This window comes from Dactylosporangium roseum, assembly GCF_025264685.1.
Classification (GTDB): Bacteria; Actinomycetota; Actinomycetes; order Mycobacteriales; family Micromonosporaceae; genus Dactylosporangium; species Dactylosporangium roseum.
On the sequence record NZ_CP073721.1, the window covers coordinates 4,948,278 to 4,969,638 of the forward strand.

The window sequence follows — 21,361 nt, forward strand, 5'->3', positions numbered from 1 at the left end:
TTTGTTATCCACATGATGACCCAGCACATTGACTTAGTAAAGAAATTGGATTTACAGTTCTGGCACATTGATGCTGATCGCAACGACGCGAGGAAGCGCTCTCACGTCGCTCGGTCATTGCCAGATCGTTCCCGAAGGCCCAACGCTCAGAGCTTGCAACCCAGCGAGACGCAACCACGTTGGCTGTCGCAACAAGTTCTGCTGGCAACCTTGGAGGCAACATGGGCAGCGCTCCACCATTGCTGGAGATGCGATCGATCACCAAGGAGTTCCCCGGCGTCAAGGCGATCTCGGATGTCAACCTGGTGGTCCGCGCCGGTGAGATCCACGCGATCTGCGGTGAGAACGGGGCCGGCAAGTCGACCCTCATGAAGGTGCTCAGCGGCGTGTACCCGTTCGGCTCCTACAGCGGGTCCATCGTCTACCAGGGTTCCGAGAGCAGGTTCTCGGACATCCGGTCCAGCGAGCACGCCGGCATCGTGATCATCCACCAGGAGCTCGCCCTGGTGCCGGGCATGTCCATCACCGAGAACATCTTCATGGGCAACGAGCCGCGCCGCTTCGGCCGGATCGACTGGAAGGCCGCCAACAGCAAGGCGCTGGAGCTCATGGCGCTGGTGGGCCTCAAGGAGGACCCGGACACGCTCATCAAGGACATCGGCGTCGGCAAGCAGCAGCTCGTCGAGATCGCGAAGGCGTTCGCCAAGGACGTCCAACTGCTGATCCTGGACGAGCCCACCGCCGCCCTCAACGAGGCCGACTCCCGGCACCTGCTCGACCTGTTGTGCGAGTTCAAGCAGCGCGGCATCACCTCGATCATGATCTCGCACAAGCTCAACGAGATCGAGGCGATCGCCGACTCCATCACGATCCTGCGCGACGGCCGGACGATCGAGACCATCGACGTCCAGGCCGAGGGCGCCGACGAGGACCGCATCGTGCGCGGCATGGTGGGCCGGGACCTCAACAGCCGGTTCCCGGACCACGCGCCCAGGATCGGCGAGGTCTTCTTCGAGGTGCGCGACTGGACGGTGCGGCACCCGATCTCCACCGAGCGCCTCGTGTGCAAGAACTCCAGCTTCACCGTCCGGCGGGGCGAGATCGTCGGCTTCGCCGGACTGATGGGCGCCGGCCGCACCGAGCTGGCGATGAGCCTGTTCGGCCGGTCCTACGGCGTCCACCTCGGCGGCCAGGTCTACAAGGACGGCAAGGGGGTCGAACTCAAGTCCGTGGCCGACGCCATCGACCACGGCCTGGCCTACGTCAGCGAGGACCGCAAGGCGATCGGCCTCAACCTGCTCGACGACATCAAGACCTCGGTCGTGTCGGCCAAGCTGTCGAAGATCACCAAGCGCGGCGTCCTGGACGAGGCCCTCCAATACCGCGAGGCCGAGCACTATCGCAAGAGCCTGCGGATCAAGACCCCGACCGTCGACGAGGGCGTCACCAAGCTCTCGGGCGGCAACCAGCAGAAGGTCGTCCTGGCGAAGTGGATGTTCACCGACCCGGACCTGCTCATCCTCGACGAGCCGACCCGCGGCATCGATGTGGGTGCCAAGTTCGAGATCTACGGCATCATCCAGCGGCTGGCCGACGAGGGCAAGGGCGTCATCGTCATCTCGTCCGAGCTGCCCGAGCTGATCGGTCTGTGCGACCGGATCTACACCGTGTTCGAAGGCACCATCACCGGCGAGATCGCCCGGCGTGACGCCGATCCCGAAACCCTCATGAAGCAGATGACCTCGACGAAGAAGATGCCGACGCCATGAGCCGAATCAAGGACCTCCAGAAGCACCTCTTCGGGGGCACGACCTCCAACGCCCGCCAGTTCGGGATGATCTTCACCCTGGTCGCGATCATCGTGCTGTTCCAGATCCTGACCGACGGGCTGACGCTGAACTCCGGCAACCTGATCGCGCTGACCCAGCAGTACGCCTACATCTCGATCCTGTCCATCGGCATGCTGATGGTCATCGTCGCGGGTCACATCGACCTGTCCGTCGGTTCGGTCGCCGCGTTCACCGGCATCGTGGTGGCCAAGGCGATCGCCGAGCACGACCTGCCGTGGCCGGTCGGTATCCTGCTCGGCCTCGTGGTCGGCGGGCTCATCGGCGCGTGGCAGGGCTTCTGGGTGGCCTACATCGGCGTGCCGGCGTTCATCGTCACCCTCGCCGGCATGCTGCTGTTCCGCGGCGGCAACCAGTACATCGGCAACGCCGAGACGGTGCAGGTGCCCGAGGGCTTCAAGACGATCGGCGCGGGCTACCTGCCCGAGGTCGGCCCGGACACCGGCTACAACAACCTGACGTTGCTGCTCGGCCTGCTCGCCTGCCTGGCCGTGATCTGGCGGGAGCTGCGCGCCCGGCAGGTCCGGCTGCAGATGGAGGGCGCCGAGCCCGCGCCGATGTGGATCACGCTGCTGCGGATCGCCGTGCTGCTGGGCGTGGTCGTCTTCGCCACGCTGCGCTTCGCCGGCGGCCGGGTGGGCACCAGCTTCCCGGTCTCCGGCATCATCCTGGCCGTCCTCGTCATCGGGTACTCGTTCTACACCCGCAACACCGCGGGCGGCCGGCACATCTACGCCGTCGGCGGCAACTCCCGCGCCGCCGAACTGTCCGGCGTCAAGCTGCAGCGGGTCAACTTCTTCGTCATGATGAACATGTCGATCCTCGCCGCACTGGCCGGCATGATCTTCGTGGCGCGATCCGGCGCCTCCGGGCCGCAGGACGGCCTGAGCTGGGAGCTCGACGCCATCGCGGCCGTCTTCGTCGGTGGCGCGGCCGTCTCCGGCGGCCTCGGCACCATCAGCGGCTCCATCGTCGGCGGTCTGGTCATGGCCGTGCTCAACAACGGCCTGCAACTGCTGGGCACCGGCTCCGACATGGTGCAGATCATCAAGGGTCTGTTCCTGCTCGGCGCCGTCGCGCTCGACGTCTACAACAAGAGTCAGGGACGTTTCTCGGTCATCGGATCGATCATGCGGCCGTTCCGGCGGGAGACCTCCGCGGACCCGGTCGCCCTCGCCGAGGCGAGCCGCGAGAAAGAGAAGACTCCGGCGGCCGGCTGACCGAGCCGCCGCCGGCAACCGGCACACCCCAGATTCCGCAACGTTCCGAGAAAGGGTGAACCCCACCATGCGCAAGTTCCTCACCAGCACCCTGGCGGTCGGCACCGCCGCGCTGCTGGCCCTGAGCGCCTGCGGCTCGTCCGAGCGCAAGGGCGACACCTCGAGCAATCCGTCCGGGGCCGCCAAGGGCTTCGCGAAGGACGCCCTCATCGGTGTCGCGCTGCCGTCGAAGACCTCCGAGAACTGGGTGCTCGCCGGTGACCTGTTCACCAACGGCCTCAAGGACGCGGGCTTCAAGTCCGACGTGCAGTACGCCGGCGCCTCGACCACGGTCGCCGACCAGCAGTCGCAGATCACCGCCATGATCACCAAGGGCGCGAAGGTCATCGTCATCGGCGCGACCGACGCCGCGCAACTGGGCACCCAGGTCAAGCAGGCCAAGGAGGCCGGCGCCGTCGTCATCGCCTACGACCGGCTCATCACGGGCACCGGGGACCTCGACTACTACGTCGCGTTCGACAACTTCAAGGTCGGCCAGCTCCAGGGCCAGGCCCTGCTGGACGGCATGAAGGCGAAGAAGGCGACCGGCCCGTGGACCATCGAGCTGTTCTCCGGTTCACCGGACGACAACAACTCGGGCGTGTTCTTCAACGGCGCGATGGCCGTCCTCAAGCCGCTCATCGACAAGGGTGAGGTCGTCGTCGGCTCCGGCCAGACCGACGTCAAGCAGACCGCGACCCAGGGCTGGAAGGCCGAGAACGCGCAGTCCCGCATGGACTCGCTGATGACCTCGACCTACAGCAGCGGCAAGACCCTCGACGGCGTGCTCTCGCCGAACGACACCCTGGCCCGCGCCATCATCACCTCGGTCAAGGGCGCCGGCAAGCCGGTCCCGGTCGTGACCGGTCAGGACTCCGAGGTCGAGTCGGTCAAGTCGATCATGGCGGGCGAGCAGTACTCCACCATCAACAAGGACACCCGCAAGCTGGTGACCGAGACCATCACCATGGTGAAGGCGCTACAGGCCGGCAACGACCCGACGATCAACGACACCAAGTCGTACAACAACGGTGTCAAGGTCGTCCCGGCGTACCTGCTGGCCCCGGTCATCGTGACGAAGGCGAACGCCGCCCAGGCCTACGCCGACGACCCGAAGCTGGGCCCGCTCACCAAGTAACGCCTCCGGAACGACGAACCCGTGGGTCCCCGGAACGCTCCGGGGACCCACGATCGTTCCGGCGACGAAGGGACCACGTCGTGCCGGTCAGCCCGCAGGAGGCGGTTCGCCGCCAGAACCCGGGGGCGTTGCCGCGCTCTGTGCACCTCCACGGCGCCACGTCCCGGGCCGAGCCGACCACGGCGCCTCGAAGCGGTGGAACGCCGCGGCCAGGACGGCCAGCACGAGCGCGAAAACGGGCAGCCACAGCAGCCGGGCGAGCGGCCAGGCCCCGTCGGGCTCGTCCAGCAGCCCCGCCGGGCGGCCGGCGAGCAGCCCGGCGAACGTGACGAGCAGCAGCGCCGTCTGGTGCCACAGGAACAGCGTCATCGCCGCCAGGTTGGCCACCGCGACCGGCGCCCACACGACGGGTCGGCGCAGCACCGCGACCGCCGTGCTGGTCCTCCAGATCGCCGGCGTCGCCACGTTGCAGATCGGAGCGGCGGATCCGCAGGTATGGGCGCTGCAGTACGTCCTCGCCATGGTCGCCGCCTGGTTCGTCGGCAACTCGGTCCGGCAGCGCCGTCGGTTCGCCGAGGCCCGGCAGGCCGAGACGGCGCACGCGGCGGTACAGGCGGAGCGGCTGCGGATCGCACGGGAGCTGCACGACATGATCGCGCACAGCATGGGCGTCATCGCGATGCAGGCGGGCATGGGGCGCCGGGTCATCGACAGCCGCCCGGAGGAGGCGCGCCAGGCGCTCGCCGTCATCGAGGACACCGGCCGGGAGACCCTCACCGCGCTGCGCAGGATGCTCGGCACGCTCCGCCGCGCCGAGCCGGCGGCTGGCCCGGCGCCGCTCGACCCGGCGCCGGGGCTCGCCGACCTCGACCGGCTGGCGGAGCGCTCCCGCGACGCGGGTCTGCGGGTGGAAGTACGCGACGGCGGCGGCGTGGGGGCGTTGCCGCCGGACGTCGACCTCTCGGCGTACCGCGTCATCCAGGAGGCCGTCACGAACGTGGCGCGGCACGCGGGCACCGACCGGTGCGAGGTCGTCGTCGAGCGGCACTCCGGCGCGCTGGTCATCGAGATCCTCGACAGCGGCCGGGGCGGCGCGCCGACCGGCCGCGGCTACGGCATCCCGGGCATGCGGGAGCGGGTGAGCCTGCTCGGCGGTGACTTCGCCGCCGGGCCGCGGCCCGACGGCGGGTTTCGGGTGGCGGCGCGGATCCCGCTCCCGGCGGGTGCGCCGTGACGGGCGCCGAGGTTGTCCGGGTCCTGCTCGTCGACGACCAGCCGCTGATCCGCAGCGCCCTGCGGGTGCTCATCGCCGAGGCCGACGACCTCGCCGTCGCCGGTGAGGCCGGCTCCGGCGAGGAGGCGGTGCGGCTGGCCGGCGAGGCCCGGCCCGACGTCGTCGTGATGGACATCCGGATGCCCGGCATGGACGGCATCGAGGCGACCCGCCGGATCACCGGCCGGCCGGACTCGCCGCGGGTCCTCGTGCTGACGACGTTCGACGACGACGAGTACGTCTACGGCGCGCTGCGCGCCGGGGCGAGCGGCTTCGTCGTCAAGGACATGGCGCTCGACGACATCCTCGCCGCGATCCGGATCGTCGCCGAGAGCGAGGCGCTCATCGCGCCGCGAGTCACCCGGCTCCTCATCGAGCATTTCCTGGCGGAGCCGGCCACGGCGCCGAAGCAGGCCCGGCGGCTGCCCGCCGTCACCGACCGGGAGCGTGAGGTGCTCACGCTGATCGGCCGGGGCAGGTCGAACAGCGAGATCGCCGCCGACCTGCACATCACGGTCGCCACGGTGAAGGCCCACGTCGCGCGGCTGCTGACCAAGCTCGGCGCCCGTGACCGGGTGCACCTGGTCATCATCGCCTACGAGGCCGCCCTCGTGTCCGCCTGACCGAACGCCCCGGCGATGTCGACCTGCCCAACGCTGAGCGAACCGGCACCGGCGCCCCACCCTTTCACGCGTTGATCTTGCAGTTGTGGTGCCGGGACGCTCCCTGGATGCCCGGTTTGTCAGGCACCACAACTGCAAGATCAACGCGCAACGAGGGCGGGAGGGTCGCATACCAATAAATCAGACGTCGCGAACAGCGTTCCGGACCAGCGCCAGATCGATCGCGGCATCGGGGCCGGCGGGCGTCGGGTTGCGTTGCGCGGCGGCCAGGTGCTCCGCGACGAGGCGGTGCACGGCCTCGGCCTCACCCGCCTCGATCAGCGCCAGGATCCGGCCGTGCACCGCACCGGCCTCCCGCCGCCGTCGCAACGGCACCCCCGTGGTCTCCCGGATCCGCGACGCCCAATCCTGCTCGTGGCTGGACCACAGCGCTTCCAGCGCACCGGCGAGCACGATGAGCGGCTCGTTGCCGCACAGGCCCACCAGCGCCTCGTGAAAGCGCCGGGACACCGCGACGACCCCGACCAGGTCGTCGATGCGGTCGAGATACTCCTGGTGCAGCTCCCGCAGGCGCGGCACCACCGTGCGCCGCCGGTCGCGGCGGGCGGCGCACAGCGCGGCGCAGGCGGGCTCGACCTGGCGCAGCGCGACGGCCACGTCGCCGATCCCGCTGCGCTGCGCGGCGAGGACCAGGCCGAGGTTGTAGGCGAGGTTCGCCGGGGACGGCCGGTGCACGACGGCACCGCCCAACCGTCCCCGGCGGACCGTGATCAGCCCCTCCGCCTCGAGGATCCGCATCGCCTCGCGGAACGTCGGCATGCTCACCGGATAGCTGCGGATCAGCTCCTCGGACTTCGGCAGCGGGTCGCCGTCCTGGAAGTCGCCGCGGATGATCCGGCCGCGGATGTGGTCGGCCACCTGCTCCGCGAGCCGATGGACTCGCACCCGGGGCTCCACGCTCCCGAGCCTAGTAGGCGTCCGGGTTCTCCCGAACGGCGGCCGGGACCGGATGCCGATACACCCGTGAGGCGTTCTCCCACGTCATCTTGCGCACGTCCGCCTCCGGCAGGCCGCCGATCTCCTTGTCGATGACCTTCTGGGTGTACGGCCAGGTCGAGTCGCAGTGCGGGTAGTCCTGCTCGAGGAAGATGTGGTCGACGCCGATGACGTCGCGCAGGGCGAACGACGACGGGTCCTCCACCGCGCAGAAGTAGAAGTTGCGCAGCAGCACCTCGGCCGGCGTCAGTTCGATGCCCTTCCAGGTGCCGTACATCTCGTGGTAGCTCAGCATGTGGTTGAGCCGGTCGACCAGGCCCGGCACCCAGCCGATGCCACCCTCGGACAGCACGATCTTGAGGTCCGGGAACCGCACCGGGATCCGCGAGTAGAGCCAGTCCACCGCGGAGAACATCGAATAGCCGAAGAACAGCACGCCGACCACGTCCGGCGGGGCGTCCTCGGCGGTCGACGGCGACGTGCCGGACGACCCGATGTGCAGGTTGACGACCGTGCCGGTCTCCGCGCAGGCGCGCATGATCGGGTCCCAGTGCCCGGTGTGCAGCGACGGCAGGCCGAGCAGGTGCGGCGCCTCGGTGAAGGTGACCGCCTTGAAGCCGCGCTCGGCGTTGCGGTAGATCTCCGCGGCGCCGACCTCCGGGTCCAGGAAGTACGGAAGCTGACAGGGGATCATCCGGTCGGGGTAGGCGCCGGACCACGCCTCGATGTTCCAGTCGTTCCAGGCGCGCGTGGCGGCCAGGGCCAGCTCGGGGTCCTGTGTGGACAGTTGCAGGCGCTGGCCGGCGAAGCCCGGCAGGAACGACGGGAAGCACAGCGAGGCGTAGACGCCGCTGAGGTCCATGTCCTTGATGCGCTCGTGGATGTCCCACGAGCCGCGGCGCATGTCGTCGAAGCGGCTCGGCTCCATGCTGTACTCATCGACCGGCCGCCCGACCACGGCGTTGAAGCCGACGTTCGGGAACTCCTTGCCGTCGTAGATCCAGACGTGGCTGCCGTCCTTCTCGACGACCCGCGGCGTCTGTTCGGCGTACTTCGCCGGCATCCGCCCCTCGAACGCGTCGGTCGGCTCGACGATGTGGTCGTCCACGGAGATGAAGGTGTACTTGCGTTCCTGGCGGGGCGGGTCCGGCAGGAACGTCACCTTCGTCCGGTCGGCGGTGGTGAACGCGGTATTCTTCAGTAGCTCGTCGATCGATGCCATGGGGGTGTCTCCCTCAGTCGAGCACATCGGGTTCGCGGCGCAGCAGAGCGCGCACCGCGCCGGACCAGAACACGTCGGAGCCCCGTTCCAGCAGCGACCGCTTCATGCCGTGCCGCAGCCCCGGCGCGATGGCCAGGGGATCGCGGCCGAGCAGCATGACGTCGTAGGCGAGGCGGCAGGCCCGGTCGATGCTCGCGGAGCGGTACGTCGCCTCCTGGATCGTCGGAGCGGTGACGATGATGCCGTGGCTGGCCAGGATGACCACGGACTTGTCGCCGATGCGGCGGGCGAGGTCGGCGCCGAGCTCCGCGTCGTCGACCTCACCGGTGTACTCGTGCACGAACGCCAGGTCACCGTCGAACATGGACCCGGTCTGGTGCACGATCTCGGGCAGCACGCCGACGGCTGCCAGCACGGTGACGTAGTAGGGATGGTTGTGCACGACGACCCGGGCGTCCGGCCGGACGCGGTGCAGCTCGGTGTGGATGTGGAACGCCGGGGTGACGTCCCAGCGGCCCTCGACAACGGCGCCGTCCCGGTCGACGACGCACAGGTCCGAGGCGCTGACCTCGTCCCACCACAGGCCCCACGGGTTGATCCACATGTCGCCGGTGTCGTCCTTGAGCATCGTGATGTGGCCGGCGATGTTCTCGCTGAACCCGCCGTGCGCCAGGATGCGGAACGCACAGGCGAGCGCCTGCCGGTCGTCGAGGTCGACGCCGATCGGCGGGGTGACGCGGGGCGACCAGACGGCGGCGCCCCCTTGCTTGACCCGCTGTTCGACGGTGGTGCCAGGTGCTGCGGTGGCGCTCACGGCTCACCTCCGTGGAGACTTAATGTTTTAGAAGATTACGAAGCCGCGGCAGCAAAATCAAGCAATCGCTTGGTTGCCTCCGCGCCGGTTCGCGGCCGGGCGGGCAGCGTTCTTGCGCTTGATCGCGACATTGAGCCCGACAACCCTCCGCCAACCCGGACGAGGCCGATAATTCCGGCGCGAGGCGCTGCCGGCGGCCGGACCCGGACATCGGTGCTGCATGGATGGTCCGCGAACGGGTACGACCATCGTATGGCTACTCGGAAGCAGACCTCGAACCAGCTCGACGCCGGTGAACGCGACGAGCTGTCCGACAGTGCCTACGCGTTTCCGCGCGTGCGCAAGGAACCCCTCAACGACGCCTCCCACGTCCGCAACGCCATCGCCCGGTTCGATCAGGTGCGGGACGTCAGCGACGAGGAGCGGCGGGAAGCGTTCCGGAGGATCAAGCGGGCCGCCGCCAAACACGGCATCGAGATGTCCGCCGACCGCTGGCAGGATCTCGGCAAGCCCTCGGCGACGACGAAGTCGTCCGACAAGCCGCGCACGCCGACCAAGGGCGAGCGGGGCGCGAACCGCCGCGGCGAGCGGTCCCGCGACGAACTCTACGCGGAGGCCAAGCGCCGCAACATCAAGGGCCGCTCCGGCATGACGAAGTCCGAACTGCAGCGCGCCCTGAGCTGAGGAGGTCCGGGCCCGCCGCGGTTCGGACCTCGTCACGTCGCGGTGAGCCGCAGGCCCTTGCCGTCGGGGTGGGTGAGCGTCAGGTGCCCGGCCTCGATCGTGAACGTGACCGTCCCGCGCAGCACCGCCGTCATCGCGCTCTCGACCGCGCTCGGCTCGCCCGGGCAGGCCTTCCGGGTCGTGACCAGGTCGGTGAAGGTGATCCCGCCGCCGCTCACCGAGTACCGTCCGCCGAGGTCGTTGCACCCGCCGAAGCCGGTCACCGTGCCGTCGGCGTCGAAGGAGAGATAGGCCAGCAGGCCCGCCGGGACGGAACCGGCGACCTCTCCGGTGATCAGCGTGTCGACGGCCCAGCGCGGGCCGGCCAGCGGCCGGTCGGGGTCGGCCACCTCGCGGTCCGTGAGCACGATCCGGGTGCCGCCGCCCTCGAGCACCAGCTCGGTCCCGTCCAGCCGCCAGGCCGGACGCCCGCCCAGGAAGGCGGTCACCCAGCGGTCCTGCTCGTGGCGCGGCGGGTCGCATCCCATCTCCGTCATCGACAGCTCCTCGACCACCAGCTTGTCGCCGTCGAGCCGCGCGCCGCCGGCGATGTGGTTGCACCCGGCCCGCACGACAAGCCGCCCCTTGGGGTCGAAGCGCAGCTCGATCCGGGTGCTGCCGACGAGCGGCCGGGGCTGCCCCTGCTCGGTCACCGATGTGGACAGGAACGTGCGCCCCCACGGCCTGCCCTCGGCGGGTGCGCTCGCGCCGTCGCGCGCGCAGCCCGCCGGTACGACCGCCAGCACCAGGAGCAACGGGAGGAAAACCAGCCGAGTCATGCCCGTTCGACGGTCCATCCGGCCGGCCGGTTCCCGCCGATCACCCACGAGCGGCGCCGATGCCGAGCAGCACGGCGATGCCGAGCGCGCTGCGCGCCGAGTACGGCTGGCGCCACAGCCCGCCGTGCGCCGCGGCGTACGCCTCGTCCTGCCACGGATGCTCGTGCTCGGGGCGCCCGGCGTGCAGGTCGTGGACGAGCAGCGCGGCCATCAGCGTGTTGCTCGTCGCCGGCTCGAAGACCTCGATACCGAAGCGGTGCGCGCCGGCGAACGCGGCGGCGAGGAGCCGGTTCCTGACCACGCTGCGCGTCCGGGTGGCCGGTGCCACGGTCAGCGACACCGGCACGCCGGCGGCCCGGGCCTCCGCCGCCCGCCAGCGCTGGAGCCGCTTGGCGAGGGCGTAGTTGGGGCCCTGCTGCGGCACGAGGCTGTCGTTGACGCCCGGGTAGATGCCGGGCGGGTAGTTGCGGTGCAGCAGCCGGCCGGCGCTGAGCACCCGCAGCGGCCTGCGGATCCGGCCGATCCCGGCGGCCTCGCGGTAGCGGCGGCCGGCCTCGTCGACGGCGTCGGCGGGGACCGCGAACACGTCCGTCGGGGTCGCCAGGAACGCGAGCGCGAGGTCCGGCCGGCGCTCGCGCAGCCACACGGTGAGGGCGTCGACGGCCGTCGCGACCCGCACGTTGAGGGCGCCGTCGGCGTAGACGTAGTTGCCCAGGACGAGGTCGCCGTCGAGACCGGCGAGCCACTCGGCGATCCGGCCGAGGTCGTGGAGCAGGTCGGCGCCGGCGCGCTGGTCGAGGTCGCCGCCGGCGTCCGCGGCGACCGGCACGTGGAGGCGCCCGCCGTACCGCTCGGCGGTCCCGATCAGGCGTTGCCAGATCGCCGGCCGGGGCAGGTCGACGGCGACGACGTCGGCGCCCCAGCTCAGCAGCGCCGTCACCGGCCCCATCTCCGCGCCCGCGCCGAGGACGGCCACGCGGCGGCCGGGCAGCGCCAGCCAGTCGGGGTTCGCGGCGACGGTCCGCACCGCGTCGGCGCAGGAGCGCTCGATGACGCCGCCGGCGACCCAGGTGTCGAGCTGGCGGTCCAGCTCCGGGCCGCGCAGGCGCCGCCCGCGGTACGGCACGACCAGTTCGCGCCGCACCTTCCCCGAGCCGGCGACGGTGGCGGTCGACAGCGGCGCGCCGCCCTTGAACGCGGCGTCGAGCGGCTCCTCCGCCGCGCCGGGCTCCGGCCGGAAGCGCATCCTGGTGTGCAGCGACGCGAGCCCGTCGCGGGCGATGGTCAGCGCCGCGTCGCGGGACGGCAGACCCGCCTCGACGAGCCGCCGGAAGTGCTGGAGATAGTCGTGGCGCCAGTCGGTCGAGGACTCGGCGCCGCGGGCACCGACCGGATCCACGGCCCGCAGCGCGTCGGCGACCACCCCGCGCCCCAGCGCCGAGGTGCTCGTCCTGCCGTCCACCTCGGGCACGACCACACCGGTGGGCTGTGCTGTCGACATGGTGTCCCAGTCTGCCATCGGAACGCCCCGGCCACCCGGAGGGTGAGGGCGCGGGTGATTCCGCCGGTTCACCCTCCGCATGCGAATCGGTACGCGCCGATGACAACTACGGTCGGCGACATGCTGCTGACGCTGCCGCGGGTGACCGGCGAATGACGACCACCGACCTGACCGATCCCCTGGCGATCGACCTCCCGGACACCGAGCCGTCGCTCGTCCGCCCCTACGTCCGGCTGCTGGCGGCCCACCGCTCGACCGGAGCCCACTGGGACAGCACGACCACGCACACGAGCCGGCCGGAGTACCACGGCCGGCACGCGCGAACCCCCGAGGACCTCCGCGTCGCCCCGTTCACCCGCACCCGTCCGGCCGTCGAGCCACCCCCGGTCCGGTACGCGCTGCCGCCCGGCCACAGCACGCGGCGGACCCTCGCCGTCGGCTCGACCGCGCTGGTCCTCGCTCTGAGCACCACCGCGCTCGTCCTCAGCGCCGCCGACCCGGCCGCCGCGCCGGTGCGCAAGGGCGCCGAATCGGAGCTGGCGGCCCCGCAGGTCGCCCAGCTACGGACGGCTGCGGCACCCGTCCCCGCGGCCCCGGGGACGGGTGCCGCCCCCGCCCAGGACGCCCTCCCGATCGAGGGCGGGCCGGTGACGGCGGTGCTGCGCCCGGCCACCCGTACCGGCCGGATCACCGGGTCCGCCGGCCTGTGCCTCGACGGCGGCCGGATGCGGCTGTCGGCCTGCGACACGAGCCCCGGCCAGGTCTGGACGATCACCGGGGACGGCGCGGTCCGTACACTCGGCCGCTGCCTGGAGTGGACGCGCACCGGCACGGCGCTGGCCGACTGCGACGGCCGGCCGCCGCAGCGCTGGCAGCCGGGCCCCGGCGGCGTCCTGCGCAGCGCGGCCTCGACCCAGTGCCTCAGCGCCCCGGACCGCCGCCGTCCGCCGCGGCTGACGACCTGCGACCTGTCCGAGGCGCAGCACTGGACGCTGCCGTAGCGGCACGGGGCCACCGCCGCGACGGGCGAGGTCCGCGGGTTTGCCCGCGTCCCCGGCGGGAACCGGGACCGCATGGTGCGGACGAGGCAGCGGCCCTCGTCGTCGCGGAACGGGACCGGACGCCGGCGCCGGGTGCGGGCGGCCCGGCGTGCCGGTTCGGGGTCAGCGCGGCGCGGGAGGTGACGGGTGATGGCACGACCGATCTGGACCGGGGTGATCTCCTTCGGGCTGGTATCGGTGCCGGTGGCGCTGGTGCCGGCGACGCGGGAGCACGAGGTGTCCTTCCACCAGTTCGAGCAGGGCACCAGCGACCGGATCCGCTACCGCCGCTGCAACGAGCGGACCGGCAAGGAGGTCGCCTTCGCCGACATCGTCAAGGGTGCCGACGTGGGCGGCGGGCAGTACGTCATGGTCGACCCCGAGGAGCTGGAGCAGATCGCCCCCGGGCGCTCCCGCAGCCTCGACATCCACCGGTTCGTCGACCTCGACGAGATCGACCCCATCTCCTACCAGAAGGCGTACTACCTGGAGCCCGGCAGCGACGACACGGTCAAGACCTACGCGCTGCTCCGCGACGCGATGGCCGACGCCAACCGGGCGGCGATCGCCACGCTGGTGATGCGGGGCAGGGAGTACCTCGCCGCGATCCGCCCGCACGACGAGGTGCTGGTGCTGGAGACGATGTACTTCGCCGACGAGGTCCGCGACCCGCGTGCCGTCCTCGACCGGTTCCCCGGGCACGTCCCGAGGCGGCGCGAGGAGCTGCGGATGGCCCGGCAGCTCGTCGACTCGATGACCGGCGAATGGGATCCGGCCGAGTACCACGACAGCTTCACCGACCGGATCCACCAGCTCATCGACGCGAAGGTCGCCGGCGAGGAGATCGTCCCCGCCGAGGAGCCACCGGCGGTCACCCACCTCACCGACCTGATGGAGGTCCTGCGCCAGAGCGTCGAGTCCGCCCGCAGGCGCCGCGGCGAGCGGACCCGGTCCCGGCAGCGCGGCTCCGATCGGTGACGGCCGGCGAGCGTGCCGGGCACCGTGGGCAGTCGCCCCCGCGTGGTGCCGTCAGATCAGGCCCTGGGCGAGCATCGCGTCCGCGACCCGGCGGAACCCGTCGATGTTGGCGCCGGCCACGTAGTTGCCCGGCATGCCGTACTCCTCGGCGGTGGCGTGGCAGCGGGCGTGGATCTCCCGCATGATGGCCTGGAGCCGCTGCTCGGAGTACTCGAACGTCCACGAGTCACGGCTGGCGTTCTGCTGCATCTCGAGCGCGCTGGCGGCCACCCCGCCCGCGTTGGCGGCCTTGCCCGGGGCGAAGCGCACGCCGGCCTCGGCGAACAGCCGCACCGCCTCCGGTGTGGTGGGCATGTTGGCGCCCTCGACCACGGTCGTACAGCCGCCGGCGATCAGTGCCGTCGCGTCCGCGGCGTCGATCTCGTTCTGGGTGGCGCTCGGGATGGCCACCGCACACGGCACGTCGCGCCACAGGTTGCCGCCGGGCGTGAAGCTGGCGTGCGGCCGGTGCTCGACGTACTGGCCGATGCGCTGCCGCCGGGACTCCTTGACGAGCTTGAGCACCTCCAGGTCGACGCCCTTCTCGTCGTGGACGTAGCCCGACGAGTCCGAGCAGGCCACGACGGTACCGCCGAGCTGGTGCACCTTCTCGATCGCGTAGATGGCCACGTTGCCCGATCCGGAGACGACGACGCGCTTGCCGTCGATGCTGTCGCCGGCGGTGCGCAGCATCTCCTCGGCGAAGAACACCGCACCGTAGCCGGTGGCCTCACGGCGCACCTGGGCACCGCCGTAGCTCAGGCCCTTGCCGGTCAGCACACCCGATTCGTACCGATTGGTGATGCGCTTGTACTGCCCGAACAGGTAGCCGATCTCCCGGCCCCCGACGCCGATGTCGCCGGCGGGGACGTCGGTGTATTCGCCGATGTGACGGTACAGCTCGGTCATGAACGACTGGCAGAACCGCATGACCTCGCGGTCGGAGCGGCCCTTCGGGTCGAAGTCCGACCCGCCCTTGCCCCCGCCGATCGGCATGCCGGTCAGGGCGTTCTTGAACAACTGCTCGAAGCCGAGGAACTTGACGATGCCGAGGTAGACCGACGGGTGGAACCGCAGCCCGCCCTTGTACGGCCCGAGCGCGGAGTTGAACTCGACCCGGAACCCGCGGTTGATGTGGACCACGCCGTGGTCGTCCTCCCACGGCACCCGGAAGATGATCTGCCGCTCCGGCTCGCAGATCCGTTCGATGATCTTCGCCTCGGCGAACTCGGGGTGCTTGTCCAACGCCGGCGCGACGCTGTCGAGCACTTCGCGAACCGCCTGGTGGAACTCCAGCTCACCGGGGTTTCGCCGCATCACCGCGTGGAAGATCTTTTCGAGTTTGTGCCGTGTTGACACGGACGCCTCCCGATATGCACGTTCGGGCAGAGCTGCGTGGCCGATCGAGCCCACGCCGTTGTGGGAGTCGCGCCGCACGACAGGTTATTGCCGCATGGAAAGATTGTATTGTTGCACTCCCCGGTGGCCGAGGTGATCCCCACCGCCCTCGGCCGGCTCGTGCGCACGACGACGGCCGACGGCCACGTGCCGCCTCCGCGTTGCCGAGGCGATGTTGAATGTGCGGATGACTGGTGACGGGACCGTCGTCCGGCTGCTGACGCTCAACGCGCTCTTCAGGGGCGACGTCCGGCCGCGCCTGCGTGCCCTGGCCGAGCTCCTCGAGCGGGGCGGCCACGACATCGTCTGCCTGCAGGAGGTCATGTACCGCCGGAACGCCCGCCTGCTCCAGCGGCTCGTCCCGGCGCTGCCGCACCGGATCTCCAGCGGCGCCGTCCTGCTGGAGGGCGGTCTGGTGATCCTGTCGCGGTGGCCGGTCACGAGGTCCCGGTTCGTGCGGTACCCGATGCTGCCACCCGTCCGGACGGAGCTGCTCATGCGCAAGGGGGCGCAGGTCGCGGTGGTCCGCACCCCGGGCGGCGAGCTGGCCGTGGTGAACACGCACCTGTCGGCCAACCGCGACGACGACTGGTCACCGGGCAACCGGTACACCCGGATCGAACGGGCCGAACTGCGGCATCTCGCCGGCGTGCTCGGCGGTGTCGATCCCGCGCTGCCGGCGGTCGCCACCGGCGACTTCAACGTGCCACGCGACTCCCCGGTGCTCGCCGAGTTCGTCACGGCGGCCGGGTTGCGCGACCTCATGGCCGGCGACACCGGCCCGACGTACCGGCCGACGCCGCGGTTCCCCGCGCCGCCCGCGCTCGACCACGTGCTCGTACGGCCGGCACCCGGCCGCGAACTGGACGGCCGGGCACGGCTGGTGTTCCAGGACGAGGTACCGCTGGCCGACGGCCGGCGATCGTACGTCTCCGACCACTTCGGCATCGCGGCCGACCTGGTCCTGCCCGCCGGCGGGCGGTAGCCGGGTCAGGCGGACAGCGGCAAGGCCCGCAGCGTCGCCCACACCGTCTTGCCGAAGCGGCAGGGCATCGCTCCCCAGGCGGTGGCCTCCGCCGCGACGATACGCAGGCCGAAGCCGCGCTCGTCGAGCGGCCGGCGGGCGTCGGGGGCATGGCCGGCGGGATCGATCATGAACGGCAGCGCCGGGTTGCGGTCCTGGACGGCGAGGTGCAGCAGCCGCCCGCGGAGCGAGAGGCGCACCGTGAACGGTCCGCCGGCGTGCTCGATGGCGTTGGTCACCAACTCGGAGATGATCAGCCGTGCCGGGTGCAGCAGGTGGGCGAGGCTCCACTCGACGCACACCTGACCGGTCACGTCTCGGGCGAGGGCCGCCGACATGTCGTCGCCGGGCAGCTCGATCCGGCGGACCGTCGGCATCGGCACACCGGCACGGACGGCCGCCCGGGCGGCGTCGGCGGTGTCGTGGACGCCGATGGACCGGTCCACACCGGTGGCGACGAGCCGCTCCCGCACGACCGCTCCGGGCGCGCACACCAGCAGTGGCACCGGAGGGTCGGCGGCGGCCGCGGCGTGGTATCCGGCCAGGAGGGTGGGCACGCACTGCGCGGCGGGGTCGTCCAGGTCGGCGAGGTCGACCAGCACCGCACGCGGCTGTTCGGCGAAACATTTCCGCAGGCCGGCGGCCAGATCCAGGCGGAGCGCGCGGTTCCATCGCCCGTGCAGCCCGACAGCGATGAGTGCGTCGTCCACCTCACCGTTGAACGCGAGGTGCGAAGTCTTCACCACAACCAGCCTGCCCCAACCGCCGAGGACGCGCATCCCCGGCCACGGCTCGGAACCCGCCGAACAGCCTATGCACTTCTCGCCCGGAACGCATCACCCGTTCGACGGACATCGACAGGTCCCGGGGCCTATCGCCGCGGCTCCGGCGCCGACCGGGCGCTCAGCCAGCCGATCACCGCGTCCAGGACGCACCGTGGCCGCCACCGAGCAGCCGGCCACGGTGCTGAACCTCCTCATGGACGTCACCCGGGCCGGCGGCGCGGTCGGCATCCCGGGCTCTACGTGACCGGCGACCCCGGCCAGTGCGCGGCACGCAAGATGCTGAGCGGTACGAGCTGATCCCGGCCCGTTTGCGGACGGCCGGAACGGGCAGCTACGCACACAGCGGCTTCCCCAGGTTGGAGGCGTCAGATGACCATCAGTGGCATCATCTCCGCGATCATCGTCGGCGTGATCATCGGCGCGCTCGGGCGGCTCGTCGTCCCCGGCAAACAGGCCATCCCGATCTGGCTGACGATCGCCATCGGCATCATCGCGGCACTGATCGGCACCGCCATCGCCCGCGCGGTGGGGGTGGCCAACACGCCCGGCGTGGACTGGCTCGAACTGCTCATCCAGGTCGTTCTCGCGGCTGTGGGCGTGTGGATCGTCGCCGGCCTGTACGGCCGCCGTCGACATCACATACCGTAGCGGAACGACCACATCCTCGACCGGGGGCGTGGCGCGGCACGGTCGGGCATCACGCTCCCCGCTCCCCTGCGCACCGGCAGCGCCGAATGCCGGACCCGTCAGTCGTTGATCGCCGTGACCACTCCGGCCGATCCGACGCGCCGCGCCGCGCTGTTATACTCTACAGCGTAGAGAATAACGTTGGCACTCGAAGGAGACCCGTGACCGAGCAGAGTCCATACACGGCCACCGGATTCACGCCCAGCGAGGACGAGGTACGACACCTCCTGGCGTGGTACGCCGAATACGACGCCCACGTCGAGCACGGTCGCGTGGCGGAGATGGCCGACATGGCGCTGTTCCCGCTCGTGGTGATGACGAACGACTCGGCCGGCGAGTGCGTCACCCAGGAATGGGACCGTGCGACGTTCGTCCAGGCGATGGGCATGGCGGTCGGCGACGGCGACCCGGCCGCGCCGAAGCTGGACAACCGCCGGCAGCCGGTGTTCCTCGGCCCCGACCTGGCCGTGGTCGTCACCGACACCACGACGACCCTCGGCGACCAGGTGCGGCACATGCGCTACGTCGACGTCATGGCCAGGACCGGCGGCAGGTGGCGCTTCAAGAGCATGGTCCAGGCCGGCTGGGGCGACATGCTGCGCGACCAGCTCGGCGCCTGACGAGGACCGAGGCGCGTGGCGCGTCACACGCGAGGTCGAACCGAGCGTGGCTCGGAGATGACGCCGCCGAAGCGTGCCGACCGGCACGCGTTCCGCCGCGATCCCCCCCGCCACGCCGCCCGGGCCCATGATCATGGGAAAGATATGGCCACCCCAACAGCCACATCGTTCCCATGATCATGGAGTCGCCCGCTCCGGACGAACCGGCTTGACACGGCCCGCCCGCACGGCTTCGATGGGCGCGGTGGAATTGGGCGTCGACCTCGGGACTTCCAGCACGGTCGCGTTTCTGCGCCGCGACGACGGCACGATCGAGCCGGTGCTCTTCGACGGCGCGCCGCTGCTGCCGTCCGCCGTCCACGCCGATCCCGGCGGCGAGCTGCTCGTCGGCCGGGACGCGCTGCACGCCGCGCGGGCCCGGCCGGAGCGCTTCGAGGGCAATCCGAAGCGGCGCATCGACGACGGCACCGTCTTCCTCGGCGCCGAGGTGGCGGTGGAGTCGCTGCTCGGCGCGCTGCTGCGCCGGGTCGCGGCCGAGGCGCGGCGCATCGGCGGCGCGGCGGTCACCAGCAGCACCGTCACCCATCCGGCCGCCTGGGGCGCCGCCCGGCGGGCCACCCTGCAACGGGCCGCGGCCGGTGCCGGGCTCGGCGCCGTGCGGCTGGTCCCCGAGCCGGTCGCCGCCGCCGCGTTCCACCTGCGCCGCCACGGCGCCGAGCCGGCCGACCTGCTCGTGTACGACCTGGGCGCCGGCACCTTCGACGTCGCCGTCGTCCGGCACTCCCCCGGCTCGGCGACGGCGCGGATGGAGGTGCTGTGCAGCGCCGGGCTGGACGACACCGGCGGCCAGGACGTCGACGCCGCGATCGTGGGCCTGCTGCGCAGCCGGTCCGGCGCGCCCGAGCTGTGGGCGCGGCTCGACAACCCCGCCACCGTCGCCGACCGGGCCGCCCGGCGGCAGTTGTGGGAGGACGTCCGCAACGCGAAGGAGATGCTCTCCCGGACGAGCTCGGCCACGCTGTACCTGCCGCTGCTCGACACCGACCAGCTTCTCACCCGTGACGAGCTGGAGCGGCTCGCCGCGCCGCTGATCCAGCGGACCGTCAACGCGATCGGCGCCACGCTGGCCGCCTGCCCGGTGCCGCTGCGCCCGCTCGGCGCCGTCATCCTGGTCGGCGGGGCGACCCGGATGCCGCTGGTCGCGACGATGCTGCACCGCGCGCTGGACATCCCGCCGACGATCATCGACCAGCCGGAGCTGGTCGTGGCCGCGGGCAGCCTCGACCCGATGGTGACCGGCCGGCCGGGCCCCGCGGAGCTGCCCGCCGGGTGGACGGGCCCGGTGCCGCTCTCGGGCGGCGAGCACTCGGGCGGGCTGTATCTCGCACCGGCGTCTCCCGCCTCCCCCGGTCCGATGCCGGCACCGGCCTCACCGCCGGGGATGTGGCACCCGGTGGCACCGCCCGCGGTCCCCCAGCCCGCGCCGCACGGCCCGTGGCCGCCGACGCCTGCCCAGCAAGGCCCGGCCCAGCAAGGCCCGGCCGGCGCCTGGCGGCCGATCCAGCCGCCGGCGCCCCACCGGCCGCCACCGCCGGTCGCCGCGCCGCCACCGGCCGGGGTCACCCTCACCATCGTCGAGCTGCTCGAGCTCACCACCCCGCGGCACGAGGGCGTGACCCTGCGCGGTCAGCTCCACGGCGGCTACGGTGTGGTCGAGCACGTCTTCCCGACCGACGAGGAAGGCCGCCTGCTCGTCTTCCCCGACACGGCGGCGCTGGCCCGATACGCGGCCCGCGACGCCTCCGACCCGCTCATCGCGACACCGCCGTGGCAGGTCCGCGCCGTCGGCTCCGACGACCAGCGGTACAACCTCGATCTGATCGTCGAGCACCTGAGCGGCCCGCCGGACCGGTGGCTGCCCAGCTTCGTCTGCCGCTGCCGGGACCTGTGCGCACAGCTCGCCGTGTTCCTCGGCCTGGCCGGCACGGACGACCTGATCGGCGAGCACTCCACGATCGACCGGGTCGACGCCGTCCTGCGCAGGCATCCCGCGGACGTCACCAGCCGCGGAGCCCGCCGCCGGCTGGCCCGGATCGACCAGGCCCAACTGGTGGAGGACTGGACCGATCTGCTGGCCCTGATCGACGCCGCGACGGTCAGGCCGCGCTAGCGGCTTCGCCCGCACGCCCACGCCCCGGCCGCTTTTCCGGATCCAGCACGCGCGTGCCGTGGTCGTGATGATATGGGCGTATCCGCCGCCGAGGGGACGAACCGATCATGGCCGGTGCACGCGAGACACGGCACGCCGCGTCGACACCACAGACAAGATCACGTTCGGTGAGCGGTATGCTGCGCCGTCGGAAACTGTTTTGTCCACTCGGATCAGTCGACCACATACCGGCTTGGCGCTGTAGGACCGGAGGTTCGTGCATGACCGACGCGCCGGACGAGTACAGATCTGAACTTCTCAATCTTGTTGACGTGCCCATACTTGAGCTGACCGAGGTGACGCAGGCATCGCCGATACTCGCCCGCGCGTTGGAGCGGGTGATGGCCGACGTGGTGAGTGGACGTGACCCGGTTGCTGGCTTCCAGAGCGCGATCTGACCCCACAC

At 71.4% G+C, this 21,361-nt stretch carries 21 protein-coding genes; 13 read left to right on the forward strand and 8 right to left on the reverse strand.

Going from position 1 to position 21,361, the window contains the following annotated elements:
* Nucleotides 1-221 precede the first annotated feature (221 nt).
* The 3 genes from mmsA to Drose_RS23235 all read left to right on the forward strand — a co-directional run bounded on the left by mmsA (nt 222) and on the right by Drose_RS23235 (nt 4,244).
* On the forward strand, nt 222-1,769 hold the full coding sequence (gene mmsA / locus Drose_RS23225) for a multiple monosaccharide ABC transporter ATP-binding protein (protein WP_260723414.1): 1,548 nt from the start codon (nt 222-224) through the stop codon (nt 1,767-1,769).
* On the forward strand, nt 1,766-3,067 hold the full coding sequence (mmsB, locus tag Drose_RS23230; RefSeq protein WP_260723415.1) for a multiple monosaccharide ABC transporter permease: 1,302 nt from the start codon (nt 1,766-1,768) through the stop codon (nt 3,065-3,067). Before mmsA ends, mmsB begins: the two co-directional genes overlap by 4 nt.
* A 67-nt stretch (nt 3,068-3,134) precedes the next feature.
* A complete protein-coding gene (locus tag Drose_RS23235) occupies nt 3,135-4,244 on the forward strand; it encodes a substrate-binding domain-containing protein (protein ID WP_260723416.1) in 1,110 nt (369 codons plus the stop codon).
* Between the two features lie 87 nt (nt 4,245-4,331).
* On the opposite strand, the gene Drose_RS23240 is transcribed toward Drose_RS23235, so the two are convergent.
* Nucleotides 4,332-4,709, reverse strand: coding sequence for a hypothetical protein (locus tag Drose_RS23240; protein WP_260723417.1), 378 nt, complete (start codon nt 4,707-4,709; stop codon nt 4,332-4,334).
* Here Drose_RS23240 and Drose_RS23245 point away from each other — a divergent pair.
* Nucleotides 4,678-5,478, forward strand: coding sequence for a sensor histidine kinase (locus Drose_RS23245; protein WP_260723418.1), 801 nt, complete (start codon nt 4,678-4,680; stop codon nt 5,476-5,478). The two genes, Drose_RS23240 and Drose_RS23245, sit on opposite strands and share 32 nt — an antisense overlap.
* Nucleotides 5,475-6,140: a response regulator gene (locus Drose_RS23250; RefSeq protein WP_260723419.1), complete on the forward strand. Its 666-nt coding sequence runs from the start codon at nt 5,475-5,477 to the stop codon at nt 6,138-6,140. The genes Drose_RS23245 and Drose_RS23250 overlap by 4 nt, the downstream gene beginning before the upstream one ends.
* A 180-nt stretch (nt 6,141-6,320) precedes the next feature.
* Here Drose_RS23250 and Drose_RS23255 read toward each other — a convergent pair whose 3' ends face one another.
* From Drose_RS23255 to Drose_RS23265, 3 genes are read right to left on the reverse strand one after another with little or no spacing between them, the layout of a single operon-like run.
* Nucleotides 6,321-7,097 carry a FadR/GntR family transcriptional regulator gene (locus Drose_RS23255; protein ID WP_260723420.1) on the reverse strand — a complete coding sequence of 259 codons (777 nt, stop codon included), beginning with the start codon at nt 7,095-7,097 and terminating at the stop codon, nt 6,321-6,323.
* Between the two features lie 10 nt (nt 7,098-7,107).
* Nucleotides 7,108-8,358, reverse strand: coding sequence for an amidohydrolase family protein (locus Drose_RS23260; RefSeq protein WP_260723421.1), 1,251 nt, complete (start codon nt 8,356-8,358; stop codon nt 7,108-7,110).
* 13 nt (nt 8,359-8,371) lie between these two features.
* A complete protein-coding gene (locus Drose_RS23265; RefSeq protein WP_260723422.1) occupies nt 8,372-9,172 on the reverse strand; it encodes a class II aldolase/adducin family protein in 801 nt (266 codons plus the stop codon).
* A 252-nt stretch (nt 9,173-9,424) separates the two neighbouring features.
* On the opposite strand from Drose_RS23265, the gene Drose_RS23270 reads away from it, so the two are divergent.
* Nucleotides 9,425-9,856 carry a DUF6582 domain-containing protein gene (locus tag Drose_RS23270; RefSeq protein WP_260723423.1) on the forward strand — a complete coding sequence of 144 codons (432 nt, stop codon included), beginning with the start codon at nt 9,425-9,427 and terminating at the stop codon, nt 9,854-9,856.
* A 32-nt stretch (nt 9,857-9,888) separates the two neighbouring features.
* Here Drose_RS23270 and Drose_RS23275 read toward each other — a convergent pair whose 3' ends face one another.
* Both Drose_RS23275 and Drose_RS23280 read right to left on the reverse strand, forming a co-directional pair.
* The gene (locus tag Drose_RS23275; protein ID WP_260723424.1) at nt 9,889-10,674 is read right to left on the reverse strand and encodes an META domain-containing protein; all 786 of its coding nucleotides are present in this window, start codon (nt 10,672-10,674) and stop codon (nt 9,889-9,891) included.
* Between the two features lie 40 nt (nt 10,675-10,714).
* Nucleotides 10,715-12,175, reverse strand: coding sequence for a hypothetical protein (locus Drose_RS23280; protein WP_260723425.1), 1,461 nt, complete (start codon nt 12,173-12,175; stop codon nt 10,715-10,717).
* A 152-nt stretch (nt 12,176-12,327) separates the two neighbouring features.
* On the opposite strand from Drose_RS23280, the gene Drose_RS23285 reads away from it, so the two are divergent.
* Both Drose_RS23285 and ku read left to right on the forward strand, forming a co-directional pair.
* Nucleotides 12,328-13,176, forward strand: coding sequence for an RICIN domain-containing protein (locus Drose_RS23285; protein ID WP_260723426.1), 849 nt, complete (start codon nt 12,328-12,330; stop codon nt 13,174-13,176).
* Between the two features lie 189 nt (nt 13,177-13,365).
* A complete protein-coding gene (ku, locus tag Drose_RS23290) occupies nt 13,366-14,193 on the forward strand; it encodes a non-homologous end joining protein Ku (protein ID WP_260723427.1) in 828 nt (275 codons plus the stop codon).
* A 51-nt stretch (nt 14,194-14,244) separates the two neighbouring features.
* Here ku and gdhA read toward each other — a convergent pair whose 3' ends face one another.
* A complete protein-coding gene (gene gdhA / locus Drose_RS23295; RefSeq protein ID WP_449245876.1) occupies nt 14,245-15,591 on the reverse strand; it encodes an NADP-specific glutamate dehydrogenase in 1,347 nt (448 codons plus the stop codon).
* Nucleotides 15,592-15,817: 226 nt separating this feature from the next.
* On the opposite strand from gdhA, the gene Drose_RS23300 reads away from it, so the two are divergent.
* Complete coding sequence (locus Drose_RS23300) at nt 15,818-16,615, forward strand: endonuclease/exonuclease/phosphatase family protein (protein WP_260723428.1); 798 nt, start codon at nt 15,818-15,820, stop codon at nt 16,613-16,615.
* Between the two features lie 5 nt (nt 16,616-16,620).
* Here the strand turns inward: Drose_RS23300 and Drose_RS23305 are convergent, their stop codons facing one another.
* A complete protein-coding gene (locus tag Drose_RS23305; protein ID WP_260723429.1) occupies nt 16,621-17,397 on the reverse strand; it encodes an ATP-binding protein in 777 nt (258 codons plus the stop codon).
* A gap of 411 nt (nt 17,398-17,808) precedes the next feature.
* On the opposite strand from Drose_RS23305, the gene Drose_RS23310 reads away from it, so the two are divergent.
* The 4 genes from Drose_RS23310 to fxsA all read left to right on the forward strand — a co-directional run bounded on the left by Drose_RS23310 (nt 17,809) and on the right by fxsA (nt 21,353).
* Nucleotides 17,809-18,087, forward strand: a complete 279-nt coding sequence (locus Drose_RS23310) for a GlsB/YeaQ/YmgE family stress response membrane protein (RefSeq protein WP_260723430.1) — start codon at nt 17,809-17,811, stop codon at nt 18,085-18,087.
* Nucleotides 18,088-18,287: 200 nt separating this feature from the next.
* A complete protein-coding gene (locus Drose_RS23315; RefSeq protein ID WP_260723431.1) occupies nt 18,288-18,746 on the forward strand; it encodes a DUF4440 domain-containing protein in 459 nt (152 codons plus the stop codon).
* 244 nt (nt 18,747-18,990) lie between these two features.
* Nucleotides 18,991-20,916 carry an Hsp70 family protein gene (locus Drose_RS23320; RefSeq protein ID WP_260723432.1) on the forward strand — a complete coding sequence of 642 codons (1,926 nt, stop codon included), beginning with the start codon at nt 18,991-18,993 and terminating at the stop codon, nt 20,914-20,916.
* A gap of 260 nt (nt 20,917-21,176) precedes the next feature.
* Nucleotides 21,177-21,353: an FxSxx-COOH cyclophane-containing RiPP peptide gene (gene fxsA / locus Drose_RS23325; RefSeq protein ID WP_260723433.1), complete on the forward strand. Its 177-nt coding sequence runs from the start codon at nt 21,177-21,179 to the stop codon at nt 21,351-21,353.
* Nucleotides 21,354-21,361 lie beyond the last annotated feature (8 nt).

Excerpts from the sequence above, each read along its gene's own strand:
- mmsA (WP_260723414.1), top strand. The coding sequence starts at position 222 with ATGGGCAGCGCTCCACCATTGCTGGAGATGCGATCGATCACCAAGGAG.
- mmsB (WP_260723415.1), top strand. The coding sequence starts at position 1,766 with ATGAGCCGAATCAAGGACCTCCAGAAGCACCTCTTCGGGGGCACGACC.
- Drose_RS23235 (WP_260723416.1), top strand. The coding sequence starts at position 3,135 with ATGCGCAAGTTCCTCACCAGCACCCTGGCGGTCGGCACCGCCGCGCTG.
- Drose_RS23260 (WP_260723421.1), bottom strand. The coding sequence starts at position 8,358 with ATGGCATCGATCGACGAGCTACTGAAGAATACCGCGTTCACCACCGCC.
- Drose_RS23270 (WP_260723423.1), top strand. The coding sequence starts at position 9,425 with ATGGCTACTCGGAAGCAGACCTCGAACCAGCTCGACGCCGGTGAACGC.
- Drose_RS23275 (WP_260723424.1), bottom strand. The coding sequence starts at position 10,674 with ATGACTCGGCTGGTTTTCCTCCCGTTGCTCCTGGTGCTGGCGGTCGTA.
- Drose_RS23280 (WP_260723425.1), bottom strand. The coding sequence starts at position 12,175 with ATGTCGACAGCACAGCCCACCGGTGTGGTCGTGCCCGAGGTGGACGGC.
- Drose_RS23285 (WP_260723426.1), top strand. The coding sequence starts at position 12,328 with ATGACGACCACCGACCTGACCGATCCCCTGGCGATCGACCTCCCGGAC.
- ku (WP_260723427.1), top strand. The coding sequence starts at position 13,366 with ATGGCACGACCGATCTGGACCGGGGTGATCTCCTTCGGGCTGGTATCG.
- Drose_RS23300 (WP_260723428.1), top strand. The coding sequence starts at position 15,818 with ATGACTGGTGACGGGACCGTCGTCCGGCTGCTGACGCTCAACGCGCTC.
- Drose_RS23310 (WP_260723430.1), top strand. The coding sequence starts at position 17,809 with ATGACCATCAGTGGCATCATCTCCGCGATCATCGTCGGCGTGATCATC.
- fxsA (WP_260723433.1), top strand. The coding sequence starts at position 21,177 with ATGACCGACGCGCCGGACGAGTACAGATCTGAACTTCTCAATCTTGTT.